General features: G+C 65.3%; 20 protein-coding genes. 7 read left to right on the forward strand and 13 right to left on the reverse strand.

What is annotated here, in order from left to right:
- Positions 1 to 92 precede the first annotated feature (92 nt).
- Positions 93 to 1,652 carry a helix-turn-helix domain-containing protein gene (locus IV498_RS12950; protein WP_269047208.1) on the forward strand — a complete coding sequence of 520 codons (1,560 nt, stop codon included), beginning with the start codon at positions 93 to 95 and terminating at the stop codon, positions 1,650 to 1,652.
- A gap of 35 nt (positions 1,653 to 1,687) precedes the next feature.
- On the opposite strand, the gene IV498_RS12955 is transcribed toward IV498_RS12950, so the two are convergent.
- The 8 genes from IV498_RS12955 to glyA are packed head-to-tail and all read right to left on the reverse strand — an operon-like array spanning position 1,688 to position 11,009.
- Positions 1,688 to 2,095, reverse strand: coding sequence for a cupin domain-containing protein (locus IV498_RS12955; RefSeq protein WP_269047210.1), 408 nt, complete (start codon positions 2,093 to 2,095; stop codon positions 1,688 to 1,690).
- 57 nt (positions 2,096 to 2,152) lie between these two features.
- On the reverse strand, positions 2,153 to 3,082 hold the full coding sequence (purU, locus tag IV498_RS12960) for a formyltetrahydrofolate deformylase (protein ID WP_442951350.1): 930 nt from the start codon (positions 3,080 to 3,082) through the stop codon (positions 2,153 to 2,155).
- An 8-nt stretch (positions 3,083 to 3,090) separates the two neighbouring features.
- The gene (locus tag IV498_RS12965; protein WP_269047211.1) at positions 3,091 to 4,464 is read right to left on the reverse strand and encodes an L-serine ammonia-lyase; all 1,374 of its coding nucleotides are present in this window, start codon (positions 4,462 to 4,464) and stop codon (positions 3,091 to 3,093) included.
- Positions 4,464 to 5,114 carry a sarcosine oxidase subunit gamma gene (locus tag IV498_RS12970; RefSeq protein WP_269047212.1) on the reverse strand — a complete coding sequence of 217 codons (651 nt, stop codon included), beginning with the start codon at positions 5,112 to 5,114 and terminating at the stop codon, positions 4,464 to 4,466. Before IV498_RS12970 ends, IV498_RS12965 begins: the two co-directional genes overlap by 1 nt.
- Positions 5,107 to 8,112 (reverse strand): 2Fe-2S iron-sulfur cluster-binding protein, encoded by a 3,006-nt coding sequence (locus tag IV498_RS12975; RefSeq protein WP_269047214.1) that lies wholly within the window; start codon positions 8,110 to 8,112, stop codon positions 5,107 to 5,109. The genes IV498_RS12970 and IV498_RS12975 overlap by 8 nt, the downstream gene beginning before the upstream one ends.
- On the reverse strand, positions 8,109 to 8,453 hold the full coding sequence (locus IV498_RS12980; protein WP_269047216.1) for a sarcosine oxidase subunit delta: 345 nt from the start codon (positions 8,451 to 8,453) through the stop codon (positions 8,109 to 8,111). Before IV498_RS12980 ends, IV498_RS12975 begins: the two co-directional genes overlap by 4 nt.
- A 13-nt stretch (positions 8,454 to 8,466) precedes the next feature.
- On the reverse strand, positions 8,467 to 9,687 hold the full coding sequence (locus tag IV498_RS12985) for a sarcosine oxidase subunit beta family protein (protein WP_269047217.1): 1,221 nt from the start codon (positions 9,685 to 9,687) through the stop codon (positions 8,467 to 8,469).
- Positions 9,684 to 11,009: a serine hydroxymethyltransferase gene (gene glyA / locus IV498_RS12990; RefSeq protein ID WP_269047218.1), complete on the reverse strand. Its 1,326-nt coding sequence runs from the start codon at positions 11,007 to 11,009 to the stop codon at positions 9,684 to 9,686. The genes IV498_RS12985 and glyA overlap by 4 nt, the downstream gene beginning before the upstream one ends.
- Before the next feature lie 212 nt (positions 11,010 to 11,221).
- Between glyA and IV498_RS12995 the strand changes: the two genes are divergently transcribed.
- The 4 genes from IV498_RS12995 (at position 11,222) to IV498_RS13010 (ending at position 15,879) form a co-directional block, all read left to right on the forward strand.
- On the forward strand, positions 11,222 to 11,893 hold the full coding sequence (locus tag IV498_RS12995) for a GntR family transcriptional regulator (RefSeq protein ID WP_269047220.1): 672 nt from the start codon (positions 11,222 to 11,224) through the stop codon (positions 11,891 to 11,893).
- Between the two features lie 250 nt (positions 11,894 to 12,143).
- A complete protein-coding gene (locus IV498_RS13000; RefSeq protein ID WP_269047239.1) occupies positions 12,144 to 13,457 on the forward strand; it encodes an MFS transporter in 1,314 nt (437 codons plus the stop codon).
- Between the two features lie 127 nt (positions 13,458 to 13,584).
- Complete coding sequence (locus IV498_RS13005; protein WP_269047222.1) at positions 13,585 to 14,853, forward strand: M24 family metallopeptidase; 1,269 nt, start codon at positions 13,585 to 13,587, stop codon at positions 14,851 to 14,853.
- A 198-nt stretch (positions 14,854 to 15,051) separates the two neighbouring features.
- A complete protein-coding gene (locus IV498_RS13010) occupies positions 15,052 to 15,879 on the forward strand; it encodes an IclR family transcriptional regulator (protein ID WP_269047223.1) in 828 nt (275 codons plus the stop codon).
- On the opposite strand, the gene IV498_RS13015 is transcribed toward IV498_RS13010, so the two are convergent.
- From IV498_RS13015 to IV498_RS13025, 3 genes are read right to left on the reverse strand one after another with little or no spacing between them, the layout of a single operon-like run.
- Entirely contained in the window at positions 15,867 to 16,229 is a 363-nt protein-coding gene (locus IV498_RS13015) for a VOC family protein (protein ID WP_269047225.1), read from the reverse strand. The two genes, IV498_RS13010 and IV498_RS13015, sit on opposite strands and share 13 nt — an antisense overlap.
- 32 nt (positions 16,230 to 16,261) lie before the next feature.
- A complete protein-coding gene (locus IV498_RS13020; protein ID WP_269047227.1) occupies positions 16,262 to 17,407 on the reverse strand; it encodes an LOG family protein in 1,146 nt (381 codons plus the stop codon).
- A 1-nt stretch (position 17,408) separates the two neighbouring features.
- On the reverse strand, positions 17,409 to 17,636 hold the full coding sequence (locus IV498_RS13025) for a hypothetical protein (RefSeq protein WP_269047228.1): 228 nt from the start codon (positions 17,634 to 17,636) through the stop codon (positions 17,409 to 17,411).
- A 249-nt stretch (positions 17,637 to 17,885) separates the two neighbouring features.
- Here IV498_RS13025 and IV498_RS13030 point away from each other — a divergent pair, with 249 nt between their 5' ends.
- Complete coding sequence (locus tag IV498_RS13030; RefSeq protein ID WP_269047241.1) at positions 17,886 to 18,620, forward strand: GntR family transcriptional regulator; 735 nt, start codon at positions 17,886 to 17,888, stop codon at positions 18,618 to 18,620.
- A gap of 32 nt (positions 18,621 to 18,652) precedes the next feature.
- On the forward strand, positions 18,653 to 19,546 hold the full coding sequence (gene iolB / locus IV498_RS13035) for a 5-deoxy-glucuronate isomerase (RefSeq protein ID WP_269047229.1): 894 nt from the start codon (positions 18,653 to 18,655) through the stop codon (positions 19,544 to 19,546).
- A 65-nt stretch (positions 19,547 to 19,611) separates the two neighbouring features.
- Here iolB and IV498_RS13040 read toward each other — a convergent pair whose 3' ends face one another.
- Positions 19,612 to 20,625 (reverse strand): Gfo/Idh/MocA family protein, encoded by a 1,014-nt coding sequence (locus tag IV498_RS13040; protein WP_269047231.1) that lies wholly within the window; start codon positions 20,623 to 20,625, stop codon positions 19,612 to 19,614.
- Between the two features lie 79 nt (positions 20,626 to 20,704).
- Positions 20,705 to 21,622: a sugar phosphate isomerase/epimerase family protein gene (locus IV498_RS13045; protein WP_269047233.1), complete on the reverse strand. Its 918-nt coding sequence runs from the start codon at positions 21,620 to 21,622 to the stop codon at positions 20,705 to 20,707.
- Between the last annotated feature and the right edge of the window lie 275 nt (positions 21,623 to 21,897).

Below are 21,897 nucleotides of genomic sequence, written 5' to 3' on the forward strand. Positions count from 1 at the left end.
TGGAATGGGGACACCCCAAGGCTATGTGCGATGAATCACAGCAACAAGATACAATGCGTCAAGCAGATTCGCTAGAGAACGGACATAGTGTCATGTCGATGGATTTAAGTGCGGTGCTTCAGCACAGTACGCTGGCCGCCGCTAATCCCATTATCCGGGCCGGAGCCGCTGGTGCGCTGGCTGCACAAGTGCGCTGGGTCCACTCCAGCGAGGTGTTGGACATTGCGCCGCTGCTGCGCGGCGGCGAACTGCTGCTCACCGGCGGCGGCGGCCTGGCCCTGATTGGCGCCGAGGACCGCCGTGCCTACATTCGCGCCCTCGCCGGACGCAGGGTCGCCGCTGTGGCCATCGAGACCGGAGGTGCGCTGCCGGAATTGCCCGGAGATCTGGTGGAGGCGGCTGAAGAGTTCGGGCTGCCACTGATCGAGCTGCGCAAAGTGGTCCCCTTCGTGGCCGTGGCCGAGGCTATTAACAGCGCACTGGTCAGCCAATCGGTGGTCCGGTTGCAGCGTTCGGAAGCCTTGTCCCACTCCCTGGCGGAGGAATTCGCCAACGGCGGCAGTCTGGAGGCGCTGCTTACGGCCATCGCCGTCGAACTGGATGCCGGGGTGGCGCTGCTCAATAGGGCAGGCAATGTGCTCGCGGCTGCCGGCATGGACACCGAATCGGGCGACGCGGACGCAGCGGACCGGGCTCCAGGAGCCGAACTGGACGGCAGGGAACGCGGCGGCGGACAGCCGATCGACGTCGACATTCCCCTGCGGGGCATCGTCGGCGCCCAGCTGAGGATTGTGCCCAAGCCCGGCGGTGACCGCGAACTTGCCCGGGCGGTCGGCGAGCGCGGCATAGATGTGCTGGCGCTGGCACTGCTGAAATACCAGGCACCCTCGCTGCGCGAGGTGGGCGGCGGGGAGCTGATCCGTGCGATTCTTGCCGGCGCACGCTCCTCCCGCCTGGTCCAGCTCGCTGGGGCCGCCGGCGTCGACCCGCAGGCTCCAGCCTGCGCCGTCGTCGGCCGGGTGGTCGGGGGCGCCCAACGGCAGGGATCGGTCGAGCAGCTGCTGCGGCGCCGTTCCCGCCACCTGGTCGTTTATGTGGACCAGAACGAATTTGTGGCGCTGGTGGCCCTTGACCCCACCGAGGTGCGCTCGTCACGCACTGCGCTGCTGACCGAGCTCTCCGCCGGCCCCGAAGACAATCCGGTCATTTTCGCCGTCGGGCCCGTGGCCTACGGCATCGCGGCCGCCGGCCGGTCTCTGGCGGAGGCACGGTTGAGCCTGGAGGTCACGTTCGCGCTGCCCCAACGCGGGACGGTCATCGATGCGGAGGCCTTGGCAGTGGAACGGCTGACAGCGCGGAACGTGGCGCCGGAGCAGATCGCCGCGTTCGTGGAGGAATTGGTCGGCGAGCTGCTCAGCCATGACCGCAGGAAGGGGTCGCGGCTGATGGAAACGCTGGAGACCTGGCTTTCGCTGGGCTGCAACACGGCCGAGACGGCCCGGGTCCTGCACCTGGAAAGGCAATCCCTGCACAACCGCCTGCAGCGCATCTTCGCGCTGCTGGGCGGCGATCCGCGGGGTACCGGGCGGCTTGCCGGGCTGCACATGGCAGCCCGGCTCGCCCATCAACTCCCCCTCGGCGCGGCACGGTAACCGCCGATCGCCAAGGTCACGCCACCTCCGTGCGGTTACGCCGTTTCCCTCACCTGCTGTGCCAGCTGGGCCGACCCGAAATTCGAGAAGTCCGAGGCCCCCGGCGCTCCCCAAACCACTACGAGTTTCAGCGGGCCGGCTCCGGTGTTGTGCAGGTCATGGGTCGCGCCCACCTTGGCCAGTACCGCATCCCCCACCGAAACGTCAAAGGTCCCGCCGTCAATTTCCAGCCGGCCGTTCCCTTCAGTAACTATGTAGATTTCCTCGAGAGCGCCGTCCTGGTCGGTGTGGGCGTGCATGCCTTCGTACCCGCCGGGTGGGAGTTCCCACGTCTGCACCGCAACAGGAAGCTCGGACTGGCCGAAGAAATGCCACTGCATCCTGACCGCGGAGCCGCCGTGCAGCCGATAGTCAAACGCGTGTTGTCCCGATTGTTCAAGCATTGGCGATTCTTTGCTCCTTCGATTGTGCCGGACAAACGCCGGCTCCGATCCGCGCCGTCAGCGCAGCACGACGGTCCGGTTCCCCTGCAGGAAAACCCGTCCTTCGCAGTGCCACCGCACTGCGTTGCTCAGCGCCTTGCACTCGGTGTCGCGGCCGGCGGCCACCAGATCCTCCGGGCTGAAGGTATGGTCCACTTCCACCACCTGCTGAGCGATGATCGGCCCCTCGTCCAGCTCGGCGTTGACGTAGTGCGCCGTGGCGCCCACGGTCTTCACGCCGCGGGCGTAGGCCTGGTGGTAGGGCTTGGCGCCCTTGAAGCTGGGCAGGAAGGAGTGGTGGATGTTGATGGCCCGGCCGTCCAGTCGGCGGGTCAGATCATCACTGAGCACCTGCATGTACCGGGCTAGCACCACCAGCTCAACGTCGAGGTCGCCGATCAGGTCCAGCAGCGCGGCCTCTGCCGCCGGTTTGCTGCCCGCGGTGACCGGGATGTGGACGAACGGGATGGAGTGCCATTCCACCAGGCGCTGGTGGTCCCGGTGGTTGGAAACGACGGCGACGACCTCCATCGGCAGTTCGCCGGTTCGGGCCCGAAACAGCAGGTCATTGAGACAGTGCTCAAATTTGGAGACCATGATCAGCACCCGGCGCTTAGCACCGTGCGGGTCCATTTGCCAGCGCATGCCAAAGTCTTCGGCGACAGATGCAAACGCCTCGCGCAGACGCTCCGTCGTGGCGGCATCGCCGTCGGAGGCGAAGTGGATGCGCATGAAGAAGTGGCTGTCTGCAGGGTCGGTGCGTCCGCCGAACTGCTTATTGTCGATGATGTCGCAGCCATGATCCAGCAGAAACCCGGACACCGCATGCACGATGCCGGGCGCCTCCGGACAGTCCAGCGCCAGCACGTGTTCAACCACGGTTCGGCCGGAGGGCGGCAGCTGTGTTTCGGTCCGGGCTGCGGTCAGGACAGCGTCGATAGAGGTCATTCTTGCACCTAGCACTCGATCACGTTTACGGCCAGGCCGCCACGTGAGGTTTCCTTATATTTGCTCATCATGTCCGCGCCGGTCTCACGCATGGTCTTGATGGCCTTGTCCAGCGAGACCTTCTGGCTGCCGTCGCCGTGCCGTGCCAACCGGGCGGCATTGATGGCCTTCACACTGGCAATGGCATTGCGCTCGATGCACGGGATCTGCACGAGTCCGCCCACCGGATCACAGGTCAGCCCGAGGTTATGCTCAATGCCGATCTCGGCGGCATTTTCGACCTGCACCGGGGTGCCCCCCAACAGCTCACACAACCCGGCCGCCGCCATCGAACACGCGGATCCCACCTCGCCCTGGCAGCCGACCTCGGCACCGGAAATGGAGGCGTTGATCTTGAACAGGATGCCGACGGCGGCAGCCGTGAGCAGGAACCGGACCACGCCGTCGTCGTTGGCTCCCGGAATGAACTTCATGTAATAGTGCAGCACCGCCGGGATGATTCCGGCCGCGCCGTTGGTGGGGGCGGTGACGATGCGTCCGCCAGCGGCGTTTTCCTCATTAACCGCCAGCGCAAACAGGTTCACCCACTCCATCGCACGCAGCGCGTCGGTGGCGTCCTCGGGGGCCTGCAGCGAACGGAACAGGGCAGGTGCCCGACGGGTAACCTTCAGGCCGCCCGGCAGAATGCCCTCGCTGGCGCAGCCGTTATCCACGCATTCCTGCATGACGGACCAGATGCGCAACAGCTCCGCCCGCAGTTCCGCCTCGCTGCGCCAGACCAACTCGTTGGCCAGCATCACGTCGCTGATGGACATATTCTCGCGCGCGCAGTGGGCCAGCAGCCCGGCCCCGGTATTGAACGGATAGGGCAGCACGGTGCTGTCCGGAACTATCCGGTCCGCACCGGCGGCATCCTCGTCGACCACAAAGCCGCCGCCAACGGAGTAATAGGTCCGCTCCCGCAGCACGTCGCCGGCATGGTCCAGCGCCCGAAAAGTCATGCCGTTGGGGTGCGCGGGCAGTGACTTGCGGCGGTGCAGCACCACGTCCTTCTCGAAATTGAAGTCCACCCGGTGCTCACCACCGAGCAGCAGTTGCGCGTCCAGGGCCGCCGCGGCCACCTGGTCGTCCGCCGTTGCGGTATCCACTGTTTCCGGGTCCTGGCCCGCCAGCCCCAGCACCACGGCCTTGTCCGAACCGTGCCCGCGGCCGGTGGCGCCAAGGGAGCCGAAGAGCTCCGCCTGGACCCGCACCGTGGCCGCGAGCTGGCCCGAGGAGGTCAGCCCGTCGGTGAACCGTTTCGCGGCGCGCATCGGGCCGACGGTGTGCGAAGACGATGGCCCGATGCCGATTGAAAACAGGTCCAACACGCTCAGTGCCATCAGGACACCTGCGCCGCGTTGAACTCCTGCATACCGTCGAGCAGCCATCGGCCCAGAAAATCGGCGAAGGAGGCCCGTGGGAAGATCCGGTAAGTCTGGACATCAACCTTCCACAGCAGCGCCGGAATCAGGCCAATCTCGGTGACGTACGCCGTTCCCGGTTTGAAGACCCGGGGATGCAGGTCCAGCGCACAGCTCTTTTCCAGCACCTCCCGGGCACTGGGCCCGGCGAGCTCAAAGGTCGTCCGGTTCGCGGACAGATCGACGGCCTGTCCGGCGTCCTGGCCCAGAGCCTGCTGCAGCGCGGAAACCAAAGCCGCGGGGCCGCCGTCGTCGGCGACGTCCTCCGGGGCCACCACCAAGAATTCCTGCGGTCCCAGCCACAGCGTCCCGGTGCCGCTGCCGTCCGCGGCGCCGCCGACCTGCCCGCAGCTGTTCGGCAGGCCGCCAGCCACCGCGCCGACCCGCTCCCCGGCCGCGGAGGCCGGGTTCACCCGGAGACCGACCATGGTCAGGAAGGGCACCTCACGCAGGGCCACGCCATGCGCCCCTTCGACCGATCCCTGGGCGAACTCCTCCGCCAAGTGGGCGACGGGACTGCGCCGCAGTCCCCGGATTACGGCACTTTCTCGTTCAGCTGTCTCAGCCATCTTTGCGCTTCCCTTCGGCATCAAAAAGTACGGTTTCTGCTACTACGACGTCCACCAAAGTCTCGCCCACGACGGCAACCAGCTTCTCCCCAATCCGGTTGCGGCCATTCTTGATCAGGGCCAGCCCGAAGGACCTGCCCAATGCGGCGCTGTGGTAACTGGAGGTGACAAAGCCCTGCATGGGCACCGGGCCGTAAGCCGGGTTGACCGAAACGCCCTTTTCCACCAGCTGGGTCCCCTCCGGCAGCCGGATGGAACCATCCACCGGCAGCACACTCACCAGGTGCTTGCGGTCGGTGCGCGAGGCATCGGCGCGGGCGTAGGAGCGCTTGCCGATGAAGTCCTTGACCTTGGAGACCACCCAGTCCATGCCCGCGTCCTGCGGGGTGACCGTGCCGTCCGTGTCCTGGCCGACAATGGGGTAGCCCTTCTCGGCCCGCAGCACGTGCATGGTTTCGGTGCCGTACGGGGTGATGTTGAACTCCGCGCCCGCCGTGGCGACCGCCTCCCAGGTGTTCAGCCCGTACCAGGCCGGCACGTTAATCTCGTACGCCAGTTCCCCGGAGAAGGAGATCCGGCAAATCCGGGCCTGCACGCCGGAGGCCAGCGTGGTCTCGCGGAAGGTCATGAACGGAAACGCCTCCGCGTTTTCCGCGCTGCCAAGCTCCAGTTCGGGGGCCAGTTTGGCCAGCACGGCCCGGGATTTGGGTCCGACGACGGCGATGGTGGTCCATTGCTCCGTTACCGAGGTGCAGTGTACGTCCAGTTCGGGCCACTCGGTCTGCAGCCATTCCTCCAACCAGTCCAGCACCTTGGCAGCGCCGCCGGTGGTGGTGGTCATGAAGTAGCGGTCCTCGTCCAGGCGCAGGGTCACGCCGTCGTCGAAGATCATTCCGTCCGCCATGCACATCACGCCGTAGCGGGCAAAGCCGGGCTTGAGCTTCTTGAACGCGTTGGTGTAGATGCGGTTCAGGAACTCGCCGGCGTCCTTGCCGCGGATTTCGATCTTGCCCAGCGTGGTCGCGTCCATGTACCCGACCGAGCTGCGGGTGGCCGCGCATTCACGCAGCACCGCCGCATCCATGTCCTCGCCCGGCTGCGGGTAGTACCAGGGGCGCTTCCATTGGCCGACGTCCTCGAACTCGGCGCCGTGGGCGACGTGCCAGGGGTGGATGGAGGTGACGCGGGCGGGGTCGAAAAGCTCCCCGCGCTGTCGGCCGGCGAGCGCGGCGAAGGCCACCGGGGTGAACGGTGCCCGGTAGGTGGTGGTACCGATCTCCCCAACCCCGGCCGTGGCACCTGTGCCCTGCCCGAGGGCGGCGGCGATAACGCCGATGGCGTTGACCGCTGAGGTCTTTCCCTGGTCATTGGCGGTGCTGATCGAGGTGTAGCGCTTGATGTGCTCGACCGAACGCATGCCGGCGCCGGTGGAGCGCAGCACGTCCGCGACGCTCTGGTCGCGCTGGAAGTCCACGAAGTGCTGGTGCCAGTCCGACGGCGTTCCCTCCAATCCGCCGACCAGCCAGAGTGCGCGGGTGGGTGCCTGCGCTTGGGCCGGGCGGGCGGGCCTCGCCGCCGCCGCGGTGGCGGCGGTGACCGCGGCTGCGGTGGCAAAACCGGCGGACACCGCGGCGACCGAGCCGGCGGAGATGCCCTCCGCCACGCAGTCCGTCAGGGCGTAGCTGCCCCGGCCGGAGCCGATCACCTGCTGGTCCGTCACCACGGAGGAGGGCACGAAACCGACCAGCTCATCATCCCAGCGCAGCTTGCCCTGCCGCTGGCTGTGCAGGTGGACCACCGGCGACCAGCCGCCGGCCACGGCGAGCAGGTCGCAGCTGAGCAGTTCGGCTTCCGCTGCGCCGTTCCCGCCTGCACCTATGGTCGGGCTGCCGTCGGCGTCAATGAGGCTGACGGTGACGCCTGCCAGCCGGCCGGAGGCGTCGGCAGCGGTGTTGACCACGGCGGAGCCGGTCAGCACGCGCACCCCGGTACTCCCCACAATCGTGCCAGCGAGTTCGGAGAGTTCCGGCCGGGCGTCCACTATGGCGGCAACCTCGATGCCGGCAGCCACTAGGTCCTGCACCAGGGCGTAGGCCGAGTCGTTGGTGGTGCTGACCACCACTTTCGAACCGGCAGCGACGGCGTAGCGGTTCAGGTAGCTGCGCACCGCCGAGGCCAGCATGATGCCCGGCCGGTCGTTGTTCTCAAACACCAGTGGACGCTCGTGGGCCCCCGGGGCCAGCACCACCTGGGCGGCCCTGATGTGCCAGATCCGCTGCCGGGACACGCCCGGAGCGGCGGGTGAGCTCAAGTGGTCGGTGCGGTTCTGCACGGCCAGGACATAGTTGCTGTCGTAGGAGCCGAACGCGGTGGTGCGGTTGAGCACGGTGCATTCCCCGGCCGCGATCAGCTCGGCTTCGACATCCGCCACCCAGTCCAGCGCGGGCTGGCCCTCGATGGACTCGACGTCGGCTGCAAGCGCGGACCCGGAGAGCAGCGAGCCGCCGAGCTCTGACTGGTCATCGATCAGGATGACGCGGGCCCCGGTCCGGGCCGCCGCGCGGGTGGCGGCCAGACCGGCGGGACCGCCGCCAACCACCAGCACGTCGGTGTGCACGTACTTTTTGTCGTAGACGGCCCTGTCATCGGTCGGGTCAAGCCGGCCCAGTCCGGAGAGCAGTTCGACGCCGAGTCCGTCCACCAACGACACCGCGGTGGCCGGCAGCATGGATTCGGCGGCGTGGCCCGGGAAGCGGCTGGCAATCTTCACCAGCGCGTTCGGCTCCTCCACGCCGGCGGCCATAATGCCGCGGGGGCGGTCCTCGTAGAGGGAGTTGCCGACGTCGATCTTTCCATTGGCCAGCAGCGCGGAGGCGATGGTATCTCCCGGGTGGCCGGTGTATTCGGTGCCATCAAGGGTAAAGCGCCAGCTGATGCCGCGGTCGATCCGGCCGCCGCTGCGGCTCCGGAAAGGCTGGCGGGAAGTTTGAGTGGTCATGACTGCGGTCCTTTCTGCGTGGTGTGCGCGGTGCCGGACGTGGCCCTCGCCCGCGCGCCGGACGATGCCCGGCCGGGAGGGACTGCGCCCATCGGATAGATGGCCTTAATCTCGTAGCTCACGGTGTCCCGGAGCATGTTGAACCATTGGCGGCAGCCGGTGCTGTGAAGCCAGCGCTCGGCAAACTCTCCCTTGGTGTTGTCGCGGTAGAACAGGAACTCGGACCATTCCCTGTCCGTGAGCGCGTCCGGGTTCTGCGGATAGGCCACGTGGGCCTGGCCACCGTAGTGGAACTCGGTTTCGTCCCGGGGGCCGCAGTTGGGGCATGCGATCAGCAGCATGGCGCTACTCCTTCTAGTGGGCCACGGCGGCGGCGCCGTGTTCGTCGATCAAGGCACCGGTCTCGAATCGCTCCAGTGCAAAGGGCTTGTTCAGCGGGTGCGGGTCCCCGGTGGCGATGGTGTGCGCAAAGGTCAGTCCGGCCGCGGGCGTGCCCTTGAAGCCACCGGTCCCCCAGCCGCAGTTAACGAACATGTTCTCCACCGGCGTCGCACCCACGATGGGCGAGGCGTCCAGGGTGGTGTCCACGATGCCGCCCCAGGTGCGCAGCACATGGGCGCGCGCAAAGATGGGGAACAGTTCAACGGCGGCGGCCATCTGATGCTCGATGACGTGAAAGGAGCCGCGCTGGCCGTAACCGTTGTAGGAATCGACCCCGGCGCCCATCACCAGTTCACCCTTGTGCGCCTGCGAAACATAGACGTGCACGTGGTTGGACATCACCACGGTCGGATGTACCGGCTCGTGCAGTTCGGAAACCAGTGCCTGCAGCGGGTGCGACTGGATCGGCAGCCGGAAGCCGGCCATTTCCGCCAGCACCGAGCTGTGCCCGGCCGCGCAGAGTCCCACCTTTTCGGTGTTGATGGTCCCCAGGCTGGTCTTTACGCCAACCACCTTGTTGCCGTCTTTGACGAAGCCCGTGACCTCGCAGTTCTGGATAATGTCCACGCCCATTTCGTCACACTTGCGGGCGAAGGCCCAGGCCACGTGGTCATGCTTGGCGATGCCGGCGCGCGGTTGATAGGTGGCACCCATCACCGGGTAACGGATGTTGTCGCTGATGTTCAGGATCGGACACAGTTCTTTGACCTGCTGCGGGTCCAGCCATTCGGCGTCGACGCCGTTGAGCTTGTTGGCGCCCACCCGGCGCACGCTTTCGCGCACGTCGCCCAGCGTGTGGGCTAGGTTCATCACACCGCGCTGGCTGAACAGGAAGTCGTACTCCAATTCCTCGGGCAGGATCTCCCAAAGTTTGAGGGAGTGCTCGTAAATGGCGGCGCTTTCATCCCAGAGATAGTTGGAGCGGATGATGGTGGTGTTGCGGGCCATGTTGCCGCCGGCCAGCCAGCCCTTTTCCAGGATCGCGATGTTGGTCATGCCATGGTTCTTGGCCAGGTAGTAGGCCGTCGCCAGTCCGTGCCCGCCGCCGCCGACGATCACGGCGTCGTAGGAGGCCTTGGGCTCGGCATTCCGCCAGAGGAATTCCGGGTGCTCGGGAAGATGTTCTGTTGTCACTGTCCGGCTCCGATCAGGTCTTTCGCCAGCGCTGCTTCGCTGCTGTCGCGGCCCAGGTTGGGGTAGAGGGGGAACTGCTGCGCCAGGGCGGTGACACGCGCGCTCAAGGTGGCGGCGTCGTTGTCGTTCAGCTCGCCCCTAAGCGCGGTGGCGATGATGTCCGCCACCTCGGTGAACTCGGCGACGCCGAATCCGCGCGTGGCCAGGGCCGGGGTGCCGATCCGCAGGCCAGAGGAGACCATCGGCGGGCGCAGATCGAACGGGACGGCATTGCGGTTGACCGTGATGCCGATCCGGTGCAGCCTGTCCTCGCCCTGCTGACCGTCCAGCTCGGAGTGGCGCAGGTCCACCAGCACCAGGTGCACGTCGGTGCCGCCGGTCACCACCGAGATGCCGGCGGCAGCAACGTCGTCGGCCATCAGCCGCTCCGCCAGGATCCGGGCACCCTCGAGGGTGCGCTGCTGGCGCTCCCGGAACGCCGCACTGCCGGCAATCTTCAAGGACACGGCCTTGGCGGCGATCACATGCTCCAGCGGTCCGCCCTGCTGGCCGGGGAAAACAGCACTGTTAATCTTCTTGGCCAGCCCCGCTTTACTCAGGATCACTCCGCCGCGGGGGCCGCCGAGGGTCTTATGCGTCGTGGTCGTGACGACGTCGGCATAGGGCACCGGGTTCGGGTGCAGCCCCGCGGCCACCAAGCCCGCGAAGTGAGCCATGTCCACCATCAGGTAGGCGCCCACCAGGTCGGCGATCCGGCGGAACTCAGCGAAATCGAGTTGCCGGGAATAGGCGGACCAACCGGCCACAATCAAGTTGGGACGGTGCTCCAGCGCCAGCGCCTCCACCTCGGCCATATCCACCAGCAGGTCGGATTGGCGAACGTGGTATGGAACAACGTTGTACAGCTTGCCGGAAAAATTGATCCGCATGCCGTGGGTCAAGTGGCCGCCGTGGGCCAGGTCCAGGCCCATGATCGTGTCGCCCGGCTGCAGCAGCGCAACCATGGCGGCGGCGTTGGCCTGCGCGCCGGAATGCGGCTGGACGTTTGCGGCCTCCGCGCCGAAAAGCGCTTTGATCCGGTCGATGGCGAGCTGTTCGATCACGTCAACGTGCTCGCAGCCGCCATAGTAGCGCTTGCCCGGATACCCTTCCGCGTACTTGTTGGTCAGCACGGATCCCTGCGCCTCCATCACGGCGGTGGGGGCAAAGTTTTCCGATGCGATCATTTCCAGCGTGGACTGCTGCCGGTTCAGCTCCGCGGCTATTGCCCGGTCCACCTCGGGATCCGTTCCGGCCAGCGAAGCGGTGAGTACATCAATCATCAATCTCTCCTTTGAACATCGCGGTCCCCGATCCTGCGGCGCCGCCCTTGGCGCCACCCGATCGGCGGGTCCGGATCCGTTCTGTCTGATCTACAACTAATCACTAACTGATATATTAGAACTAACGCCATAGTATGTTGTACCTCACAGCTAGTCAACAGGCGCTGTGAAATCCAACAAAAACGCCGGAACCCCCGGCGAGGGGAGAACCGATGAGTGCGAGCGAGCCGGAAGAACTGCCGGACGGCGCGGACCTGTCCCTGGCCGAGCAGGCCTACCGCTGGCTGCGCGACAGGCTGATCATGCTGGAGATCCGTCCCGGCGATCCGATCAACGAAGGCGCACTCTCTGCCGAACTCGGCGTCGGACGGACGCCCGTCCGCGAGGCCCTGAAACGGCTGGAGGGTGACCATCTGGTCGTCTCCTATCCCCGGCGCGGAACGTTCGCCACCATCGTGGACATCACCGAACTGGCGGATGTCTCCGAGATCCGCGAATCCCTGGAACCCCTCGCTGCCCGGCGGGCCGCCAAAATGGCCAATCCCGCCCTGCGTGCCGAACTGCGCCGGGTGGCGGGGGCCATCGCCGCGATCGACCCGGCCACGTACGACCCGCACGAACTGATGCGCTATGACATCACGGTGCACCGGCTCATCTATCGGGCGGCGGCCAATCCGCACCTCGAGGACGTGCTGATCCGGTACGACAACCTGGCCACCCGGATCTGGTGCCTGGTCCTCGACAAGGTGCCCTCCGTGGCCGGGCACATCACCGAACACAAGGACCTGCTCGAGGCCATCGCTGACGGGCGCGCCGACGATGCTGGGCAACTGGCCCTGGAGCACGTCACCAGTTTCGAGAAGACCATCCGCAGCGTGCTCTGAAAGCGGCAGGCGCAACGATGTTGCGGGAGTGTCAACGGACTTCTTTTCTGGAATGCCAGATAGTTTCGGATTTCTCTTGACTCGTGACGCACCGCACATCTAGTCTGATGCAACAGCGTTGCACTCATTGCAACTCCCATACCCTTTCTGGTGGATTCAGATGAATAACGAAACACCCTTCCTCGCCGAGCCTGTCGGTTTGCCCGGCACCGAGCCCAACGCCGGGCTCCTGTCCGCTTCGGAAAAGACCATGCCCAATGACCAACTTCGGCCCAATGACGTGCCCGGGATCAGCAAGGACACCCGCCGCCGGGTCATAACCGCCAGCTTCATCGGCAACTTTGTCGAATGGTTCGACTACGCCGTTTACGGCTACTTGGCCGCCACCATTGCCGGCGCCTTCTTTCCCAACCAGGACAAGCAGACCGCCCTGCTGGCGACCTTTGCCGTCTTTGCCATCTCCTTCTTCGTTCGTCCGCTGGGCGGCTTTGTTTGGGGCCAGATTGGGGACAAGGTGGGCCGGCGCAACGCCCTGTCGCTGTCCATCCTGATCATGTCCGCGGCGACCTTTGCCATCGCCCTGATCCCCGGTTACAACACCATCGGCATCTGGGCGCCGATCCTGCTGCTGGTGGTCCGCGTGGTGCAGGGCTTCTCGGCTGCGGGAGAATACGCCGGCGCCTCAGCCTTCCTGGTGGAATACGCGCCGGCCAACCGCCGCGGCCTGTATGCCGCCGTCGTCCCCGCGAGCACCGCAGCCGGACTGCTGTTGGGCTCGCTGTTGGCCGCGGTCCTGTCGATCGTGCTGAGTCCGGAGCAGATGCAGAGCTGGGGCTGGCGGCTGCCGTTCCTGCTGGCCGCCCCGATGGGCCTGATCGGCCGCTACATCCGGACCAAGCTGGAGGACACGCCGGCCTTCCGCGCCCTCACCGACGAGGACAAGGCGGTCAAGGCTCCAGTAGCGGCACTGTTCCGCAACCACTGGAGGGCGCTGCTGCTGGCGGTCGGCGCGGTGCTGCTCAACGCCGTCGGCTTCTACGTCATCCTCAGCTACATGCCCACTTACCTGACCACCGAGCTGGGATTCGGCGCCACGGAGTCCTTCTTCGCCACCACCATTGCGCTGCTGACGTACATTGGCTTCATCTTCCTGACCGGGCTGGCCTCGGACCGGTACGGCCGAAAGAAGGTGCTGCTCACCGCGTCCATTCTCTTCATTCTGCTCACGGTGCCGGCCTTCATGCTGCTCGATACCGGCAATTTCCTGGTCATTGTGCTGGTCCAGATCCTGCTCGGCGGCATGCTGACGCTCAATGACGGCACACTGCCCAGCTTTTTGGCCGAGCTCTTCCCAACCCGGGTGCGGTACAGCGGATTTGCGGTCAGCTTCAACCTTTCCAACGCGCTTTTCGGCGGCACGGCCCCCTTCGTGGCCACACTGCTGATCGGCATGACACATTCCAAGCTGGCACCGGGCTGGTACCTGATGATTGCAGCCGTCATCTCACTGATCGCGGTGCTTTGCGCCCGTGAGACATCCAAGGATCCGCTGCGCGCCCGCTGACGCGCCCGCTGGAGAGGACCGGCCAGCGGAGGTCCCCGGCATCTTGGCTTGCCCTCCCCAGCTGCTTCCTCAACACAGATTTCCTCCCAACAATTAACCGACTCCATAACCCACAAGGAGAAAACCAATGACCGTCACGTCAACCGCCAACACCGCAACAGGCGCCAGCAGCATCGCCGAACTGGAGCGCCTTAAGGTCCTGCACAACGGCGACAAGGTCCAGTTGACCTTCTCCGACACCGAGTTTGAACGCCGTCTCGCCGGGCTGCGCCGGATCATGGCAGCCAAGGAGCTCGACGCCGTCGTCCTGACCAGCTACCACAGCATCAAGTACTACTCGGACTTCCTGTTCACCTACTTTGGCCGTTCCTACGCCATGGTGGTCACGGCCGATGACACTGTGACGGTTTCCGCCAACATCGACGCCGGCATGCCGTGGCGCCGCAGCTTTGGCGAGAACATCGTCTACACCGACTGGCGCCGGGACAACTACATCTTCGGGATTCAGGAAGCCCTGCGCAGCCGCGGGATCAGCCCGCGGCGTTTGGGCGTGGAGGATGACTCGCTGCCGCTGGACAACCGGAACAAGATCCAGGCCGCCTTTGCATCCGCCACCTTGGTGGATGTCGCGCAGGACGCGATGCGCCAGCGGATGATCAAATCCGCGGAGGAGATCGAGGTCATCAAGCACGGCGCCCGGATCGGCGACCTGGGCGGGGAGGCCATCCGCAATGCGATTACGGCTGGCATCAGCGAGTATGAGGTGGCCCTGATCGGCACCGAAGCTATGGTGCACGAGATTGCACGCACCTTCCCGAACAGTGAAATCCGCGACACCTGGGTCTGGTTCCAGTCCGGCATCAACACCGACGGCGCCCACAACTGGGCCACCACCCGCAAGATCCAGGAACACGACATCCTGTCGCTGAACTGCTTTCCGATGACCTCCGGCTACTACACAGCGCTGGAGCGGACCCTGTTCTACGGCGAACCTGATGCCCGCTCGCTGGAGCTGTGGAACATCAACGTCGAGGTGTACCGGCGCGGTCTGGAGCTGATCAAGCCCGGAGCGGTTTGTAAGGACATCGCCGCCGAGCTGAACGAGATCTACGTCGGTCACGGTCTGCTGGCCAACCGCACCTTCGGTTACGGGCATTCGTTCGGGGTGCTCAGCCACTACTACGGCCGCGAGGCCGGGCTGGAACTGCGTGAGGACATCGACACGGTTCTGGAGCCGGGCATGGTGGTGTCGATGGAACCGATGATTACGGTCCTGGATGGCCAGCCGGGTGCCGGCGGATACCGCGAGCACGACATTCTGGTGGTCGGCGAGACAGGCGCAGAGAACATCACCAAGTTCCCGTTCGGGCCGGAGGACAACATCATCGGCGCGTAATAGTCCGTATCCAGCCCGCCTTGAGGACCGCCCACTCAGCGGCCAGCTTGAGGGGACCGCGGCTTACGCCCCGCCTCGGCGGGCGGCGCTCCCCGGACGCTCCGATCGCTGTGGGAGAGGCCAAGCCTGGGCAAATGCGGCGCCACCACATCGGTGGCGCCGCATTTCGCTCCGCAATAGGCAAAGATGGAGATCACCATGACATCGGCACAGACACATGACTCAAGCACCAACGGCGAGGGCCGAGGCACCTCCGTCGTCGTCAACGCGATAGCGGTGCTGCGCACCTTTTCGGTAGCCGAACCCCTGCTTGGCGTCACCGAGATTGCCTCCCGGATCGGGCTGCACAAGAGCACGGTCTCGCGCATCCTCGCCACCCTGGAGGGTGAAGACCTGGTCGAACGTGACCCGGACACCCGGCGGTTCAAGCTGGGCCTGGGTCTGATCGCCGTGGCCGGGCCGCTCTTGGCAGACCTGGACGAACGCCGCGTGGCCTATCCGGTGCTGCGTGAACTGACCGAGCGCACCGGCGAGACGAGTGCCCTGATGGTGTGGAACGGCGTCGAATCGATGTGCGTGGAGCAAATCGCCAGCCCCCAACAGGTCAAGCACACGGCGCCGTTGGGCACGCGGTACAACGATGCCCTGAGCTCCTCGGTGCAGATCTTCCTGGCCGCAGAGGACTCCGAGCGGGTCACGTCTTTACTGCGCAGCGGCACCATTGTCTATCCGGGGATGGACGACGACGGGCTCGCCGCCTACCTGCATCGGCTCAGCGATGTGCAGGCCCGCGGTTACGCGACCAACTACGGCGAGACATCGATGGACGAGGTTGGCGTCGCGGCGCCCGTATATGACCATCGGGGCGACGTCGTGGCTTCCGTCCTTATTCCCGCACCACGGTTCCGGGTTTCAGCGGAAACTTTGCAGTCACTGGGCGAAGCCTGCGCCGCGGCCGCACGTCGCGTCACCGGGCGACTGGGCGGAAGTGTTCCTGCACTGCGAGCAGAACGCTATGATGGCTGACCTTCGGCCTGATCTCTGGGCCGCCAAACACCGAACCGGTTTCCGTGCGGGTCGATCAGATGGGCGAACTCGATGGCCGGGTTGGTGGTGAGGGGAAGGGCAACTGTTGCCCCGAGACTCTCCGCCTTCCGCACAGCCTCCGCCACGTCGTCAACGTGCACATAAAAGATGGCCCAGTTCCCGCCGCCCACGGCAGAGGTATCCCAGAGGCCGCCCGCTGTTCCATTCACCGTCGAATACGCCCCCGGGGATGGTGGACCGACCTCCCAGTCGAAGAGCTGTCCGTAGAAGGCTTTGCTTACTTCCGGGTCGGGTGAGCCGACTTCGAAGTAGTCAACATGAGTGGCCATGCCTGCGAAGGTACGCCCCGGCGGCCAAGCCGTCAACCGTTCGCCACGCGGCCACCGGCAAGCACCTCCACTGCTTCCTCCACGGTTTCGACACAGTGGATGTGCTCCGCCATGGCACGGCCGGCGGCGAGGCGCTGCAGCAGGTCCCAGACCGGCAGATCCTGCTGCCAATGCCGCAGCCCCACCAGGATGATCGGCGCGACGGCTTCCGGCGCCGCGTAATAATTCTCGCAGGCGTCCTGGAAGATTTCCTGGACCGTTCCGGCGGCTCCGGGCAGGAAGATGATGCCGCCGTCGCAGCGGGCCAGCAGAACCGCCTCCCGAATCGAGTTGGCAAAGTACTTGGCGATGTGCGTGGCGAAAACGTTGGGTGGCTCATGACCGTAGAACCAGGTGGGGATGCCCAGGCTTGCCGTTCCATTGGGATATCGGTCGACGACGGCGGTGGCGGCCCGCGCCCAGGCCGAGATGGACGGTCGGAAACCGGGAACCGCCGCCAACTCCGCGAGCGCGCCCGCGACAGCGCCGTCGTCGTGCGCGGCGAGATAGGCACCCAGATTCGCCGCCTCCATGGCGCCTGGACCACCGCCGGTGGCCACCAGGAATCCGCGGCGGGCCAGCAGCTGGCCAAGGTGAGCGGCGTTTGCGTATTCGCGGCTGCCGCGCGGGAGGGCGTGCCCACCCATCACGCCGACCATCCTGCGTCCGGACAGGTCGCCGTACTTGAGCGCTGCGTCCAGGGCGTCGCCGATGGCATGATCGTGCATAGCGGTGGCCAGGGTGGCGTCGAGGCTGCGCCCGGTGGGCGACTGCAGGCTCCACTGGTAAATCCGGGCATCCGGCGTCTGTTCGTAGGTGGAGCCCTCCACGCCGGCATACAATTCAGCGCCGGTGTACAGGTGGCCGCGGTAGGCGTTGAAGGGGATGCCCGGCAGGTGCGGGAAGATCAGGGCACCCCGGCTGCGGAGGTCTTCCTCCAAACCGGGGTCGAAGTCACAGCCGAGGAAAACCGAGCCCTCGGCGGCCAGCTCCCGCAGCGATGCATCGCGCCCACGCAGGTCAAGGGACTGCAGGTGCCAGCCAGCCATGGCGGATGCGCCGGCAGCCACCAGTTCATCGAAACGGGCCAGGTCCTCGATCTCCACACTGCGCGGCTTCGGTGCTGCAGGCGTGTTCATCTCAGCAGGGGCGCTTCGGACACACGGTTTTATAGCCCACTCCGATTTTCATCTCCATGCCAAACTTTGCGCCCAAGCTCAGCCGCTCGGGGCCGTTGGGCTGCGCCCGGCGCACCGTGCCGGAGCCGTCGATGACCCCGTGCATGGCCGGGGAGGCCAGCAGCTCGAAGATCCGTTGGGGCGGGGCGGCAATCACGCGCTGGCGCGAAATCAGGTAGGGGCTGCTCATTCCGCCAGCTTACGGTGCACCGGGCACGGACAGCGGAACGGGACCGAGCCACCCACCGCGCTGTTGCGCTGCCCCGGCAAGGCGTTGGGCCTTAACTGTCCCTAACAATCCACCCATTGACCGATGGCGGCGGCCTGTTATGATCAACTGCAAAGGATGTATGTCCTATCAAGCGAACATAGCGTCTCGATAAGCGGACGGCTGGCACATCTCAACTGCCCGTTCAGGACAAGGGAGTGCCCTGTGGGGATCCGGCTCAATCTAAGCATCGACCGCTCCTCCCCCGTACCGCTGTATCACCAGATAGTGCAGGGCATCGAGGCCGCGATCCACAGCGGAATACTCGAACCCGGAAGTCGGCTGGACAACGAGATCGATCTGGCCGCCCAGCTCAACCTCTCCCGCCCGACCATGCGCAAAGCCATGGATGAACTCGTCCGCGCCGGACTGCTGGTACGCAAGCGCGGCGTAGGCACCCAAGTGGTCTCCAGCCAGGTCCGGCGGCCGCTGGAGCTGTCCAGTCTGTTCGACGATTTGAGCCGAAGCGGCAGCAAACCCACCACTGAGGTCCTGAGCTTTTCCCATATCGAGGCGGACGAAGCCACTCGAAAAGCCCTTCAGCTTCCCCCGGGCACCGAGGTCTACCACTTCACCCGGCTTCGGAAGGTCGCCGGAAAGCCGCTTGCCCTGATGGAAAACTGGGTGCGCGACGACATCACCGCGATCGACGAAGGCGCGCTCCGCAGCCAGGGGCTGTACGGCATTCTTCGCGCCGGCGGCGTCAACTTCCGACTGGCATCACAGCGCATCGGGGCCATGATCGCCAACGACTACCAGGCCCCACTGCTGGACACCGGAGTGGGATCTGCCCTCGTCACCATGGAACGCACCGCGGTGGATGACACCGGTCGGTTGGTGGAGACTGGCCACCATGCCTATCGGGCAGACTCCTACAGTTTTGAAATGACGCTGGTTCAACGCTGAGAAAGCGGCGCCGCGAAAAAGGACGGGATCAGATGGCAGACTGGGTATATCCGCTTGGCACGGCGGCCGAAGGAGACTGGGACATCTCCCTTGGCACAGCGGATTCCATCTCGAAGTTGGCGGGCTGGGTGCACACTGGGCTCAAGGTGGCCACGCTGCCAGCGGGCGCCTCGGTTCAGCTTCCCGCTGCCGCCGAAGAGCGGATCGTGATACCGCTGAGCGGGTCCTGCACCGTCACGGTGAACGGGGCGCGGTACCCGTTAGCGGGCCGTCCCTCCGTGTTCAGCGGCCCCACCGACGTGCTGTACTCCGGTATCGACAGTACGGTGGAAATCACCTCCGACGACGGCGGCCGCATCGCCATTGCGACGGCACCGGCCCGCAATTCCTATCCGACCCGGCTAATCACAGCGGCGGAAACCCCAGTTGAACTTCGCGGCGCCGGAAACTGCTCCCGCCAGGTGCACAATTTCGGAACTCCGGCGGTTCTGGAGGCGGACCGGTTCATTGTCTGCGAGGTCCTCACCCCGGCCGGCAACTGGTCCTCGTACCCTCCGCACAAGCACGATGAGGAGAAGGACGGCGAGACATCGCTCGAGGAGATCTACTACTTCGAGACTGCGGTGGCGGCCGGATCCAGCGCCCCTGACGACGCCGACGCGATCGGCTTCCAACGAGTTTACGCTTCGGATTGGCGTCCCATCGACGTCGCCGCCGAGGTCCGCACCGGCGACGTCGTGCTGGTCCCCTACGGCTGGCATGGCCCGGCGATGGCGGCACCGGGTTACGATCTCTACTACCTCAATGTGATGGCCGGTCCCGGTCCGGTCCGCGAGTGGCTGATCAGCGATGACCCGCACCACGGCTGGGTGCGGCAGAGCTGGGAGGGTCAGGAACCGGATCCGCGGCTGCCCTTCGGTGGCTAGGCTGAGCCTGCACCGTTCTTTATGGACTGCAGCCCGTGTCAGGCAAGCGGTGACTGGTCGGCAGTTCAGCTGTAAAGGAACGGTTTCGGGTTGAGCGCCACGGCCACCTTGTCACCATTCTTCTGTGCCTTAACTCCCGCTTCGCAGCAGGCCGCCGTGGCGTATCCGTCCCAGGCGGAGGGGCCGCCAAGGTTGCCCTGAGCGGCGGCATCCACCCAGGCCTGGACTTCGACATCGTAGGCGGCTTCGAAACGCTCCTCGAAGCCGGGGGGAATTGTCCCGCCCCAGCGCCCTGCCGTGCGGACATAGGGTCCGTTGTCACCGCCGATGTTAACCACGCCCTGTTCGAAGACCGCCTGGGTGGCTACCTCGTAGCCGAACTGCGCGTTGACAAAGATTTCGACGTCGGCCAGGACGCCGGATTCAGTTTCGATGAGCACGTGCTGCGGGTCGTGCTGGCCGTTCGAAGCATTCTTGGTGGCCTTTCCGAGCCGCACTTGGACGGAGGTGATCTCCGCACCGACCAGGAACCTGATGATATCGAATTCGTGCACCACTGAGTCGGTGATGAGCATTTCATTCGTAAAGCCGGGCGGGGTGTCCGGGTTGCGGTGCACGCAATGCAACATCAACATTCCGCCCAGACTCTCCCCGCGGATGATCTCCCCCAGCGCAGCGTAATCGGCGTCGAACCGGCGCATGAACCCAACTTGGACCCGCTTGCGGCCCAGTTCTGCTTCCGCCTGGACGATTCGCCAAGATGAGGCGGCATCGGTAGTGAGCGGCTTCTCGCAGAGGACGGGGATATCCTTGGCGATGGCGGCCAGCAGGATGTCCTCGTGCAGGAAGCCTGGGGTGGCGATCAGGACGGCGTTCACGTCCCCGTTATCGAGAGCCTCACGGGCGTCGGACAATGCCACTGCCCCTGGGATACCGGCGATGGCGGCCTGGGCACGCTGCATGTCGACGTCGACGACGGCTGCCACCTCGGCGCCGTGAATCCGGGTGCTCAGGCGCTTGATATGGTCCGCGCCCATCCGGCCGGCACCGATAACTGCTACACGCAAGGTTTCAGACATTACTTCTGCTTTCTGGATGAAGGGACTTACTCAGAGGCGCCAGCGGTTCCTGAACCGGGGTGGAGGTTATGCCGCCCGGCTAACTCACTGTTGTCCGTGAGCCGCAGGACAGCAGGTACTCGCGGGTCCGCTGGGCAATCGGCATTGGTACGTCGAATTTCACCGGGTACATGTCCTGCTCCACAATTCCGAAGATCGGCTTGTTGAGGGCTTCGACCGCCTCGATAACGGCACTCAGGTCCGGCAGACCACCGGGAGGCTCGCTCATGACGCCGGCAAGGTTGGCGGCGGCCCAGGTCATGTTGTCCGCATTGACCATGGCCAGGACCTCCGGGTTGATCTGCTTGAGGTGCAGGTAGCCGATCCGTTCCGGGTACTTCCGGATCAGCTCCAGACTGTCGGCCCCACAGTACTGGGCATGCCCGGTGTCCAGGCACAAGTTCAGCAACTCCGGGTCTGTTTCGGCCAGCAGATGCTCAATGTCCGACTGCCCGCCCACATGCGAGTCCGCATGCGGATGGAACTGCTGCTTCAGCCCGAACTCCGTGGCCAGCACCTTGCCAAGCCGGTTGTGACCGGTGAACAGATCGCTCCACTGCCGGTCGTCCAAAGTGCCGCTTTCCACTGCCTCTCCCGTTACGTCGTCGCGCCACATTGCGGGTATAACGACGATGTGCTCGCCGCCCATGGCCGCCGTGAGTTCCGCCACCTGCCGGGCGGGCTCCCAGGCTAGGTCCCATTGCTCCACGCCCCGATGGAAGGCTGTGAAGACCGTACCCGCGGAGGCCCGCAGGCCACGTGCCTTCAACTCGTCGGCCAGGCGCACCGGGTCGGTGGGCAGGTAACCGTAGGGGCCCAACTCGATCCACTTGTAACCGGATTCGGCCGCCTCGTCCAGGAAGCGCTGCCACGGAGTCTGTTTCGGGTCCTGGGCAAACCAGACTCCCCAAGAATCCGGCGCGGTGCCGATGATTAGTTTGTTCTCAATATCGCTCATCTGGCATTCCTTCACTCTCCGGCAACTAGGTAACAGATAACGCACTCATTCGGCGTTTTGAGTGCATCAGCTGCCACCTAGTTGGGTGGCGATTAGGGGTTGGGTTGGGTTGGGTGGGGGTTGGGGTGTTAGTTGGAGGGGAAGTTGTAGGAGGCACCCGAGGCATGGGTGGGCTCGGGCCAGCGGGAGGTAACGACCTTGCCGCGGGTGTAGAACGCCACACCCTCCTCGCCGTAAATGTGCTTATCACCAAAGAGCGAGTTCTTCCAACCACC

The sequence above is a fragment of the Paenarthrobacter sp. Z7-10 genome, from assembly GCF_026932795.1.
Taxonomy (GTDB): domain Bacteria; phylum Actinomycetota; class Actinomycetes; order Actinomycetales; family Micrococcaceae; genus Arthrobacter_M.

What these genes read in the sequence shown, in the direction of transcription:
- IV498_RS12980 (WP_269047216.1), bottom strand. Translation starts at nt 8,453, where the DNA reads ATGCTGCTGATCGCATGCCCCAACTGCGGCCCCCGGGACGAAACCGAG.
- IV498_RS12970 (WP_269047212.1), bottom strand. Translation starts at nt 5,114, where the DNA reads ATGGCTGAGACAGCTGAACGAGAAAGTGCCGTAATCCGGGGACTGCGG.
- IV498_RS13015 (WP_269047225.1), bottom strand. Translation starts at nt 16,229, where the DNA reads ATGGCCACTCATGTTGACTACTTCGAAGTCGGCTCACCCGACCCGGAA.
- IV498_RS13010 (WP_269047223.1), top strand. Translation starts at nt 15,052, where the DNA reads ATGACATCGGCACAGACACATGACTCAAGCACCAACGGCGAGGGCCGA.
- IV498_RS13025 (WP_269047228.1), bottom strand. Translation starts at nt 17,636, where the DNA reads ATGAGCAGCCCCTACCTGATTTCGCGCCAGCGCGTGATTGCCGCCCCG.
- purU (WP_442951350.1), bottom strand. Translation starts at nt 3,082, where the DNA reads ATGACCTCTATCGACGCTGTCCTGACCGCAGCCCGGACCGAAACACAG.
- IV498_RS13045 (WP_269047233.1), bottom strand. Translation starts at nt 21,622, where the DNA reads ATGAGCGATATTGAGAACAAACTAATCATCGGCACCGCGCCGGATTCT.
- IV498_RS12955 (WP_269047210.1), bottom strand. Translation starts at nt 2,095, where the DNA reads ATGCTTGAACAATCGGGACAACACGCGTTTGACTATCGGCTGCACGGC.
- iolB (WP_269047229.1), top strand. Translation starts at nt 18,653, where the DNA reads ATGGCAGACTGGGTATATCCGCTTGGCACGGCGGCCGAAGGAGACTGG.
- glyA (WP_269047218.1), bottom strand. Translation starts at nt 11,009, where the DNA reads ATGATTGATGTACTCACCGCTTCGCTGGCCGGAACGGATCCCGAGGTG.
- IV498_RS12950 (WP_269047208.1), top strand. Translation starts at nt 93, where the DNA reads ATGTCGATGGATTTAAGTGCGGTGCTTCAGCACAGTACGCTGGCCGCC.
- IV498_RS12995 (WP_269047220.1), top strand. Translation starts at nt 11,222, where the DNA reads ATGAGTGCGAGCGAGCCGGAAGAACTGCCGGACGGCGCGGACCTGTCC.
- IV498_RS13020 (WP_269047227.1), bottom strand. Translation starts at nt 17,407, where the DNA reads ATGAACACGCCTGCAGCACCGAAGCCGCGCAGTGTGGAGATCGAGGAC.
- IV498_RS12965 (WP_269047211.1), bottom strand. Translation starts at nt 4,464, where the DNA reads ATGGCACTGAGCGTGTTGGACCTGTTTTCAATCGGCATCGGGCCATCG.
- IV498_RS12975 (WP_269047214.1), bottom strand. Translation starts at nt 8,112, where the DNA reads ATGACCACTCAAACTTCCCGCCAGCCTTTCCGGAGCCGCAGCGGCGGC.
- IV498_RS13040 (WP_269047231.1), bottom strand. Translation starts at nt 20,625, where the DNA reads ATGTCTGAAACCTTGCGTGTAGCAGTTATCGGTGCCGGCCGGATGGGC.
- IV498_RS13000 (WP_269047239.1), top strand. Translation starts at nt 12,144, where the DNA reads ATGCCCAATGACCAACTTCGGCCCAATGACGTGCCCGGGATCAGCAAG.
- IV498_RS13005 (WP_269047222.1), top strand. Translation starts at nt 13,585, where the DNA reads ATGACCGTCACGTCAACCGCCAACACCGCAACAGGCGCCAGCAGCATC.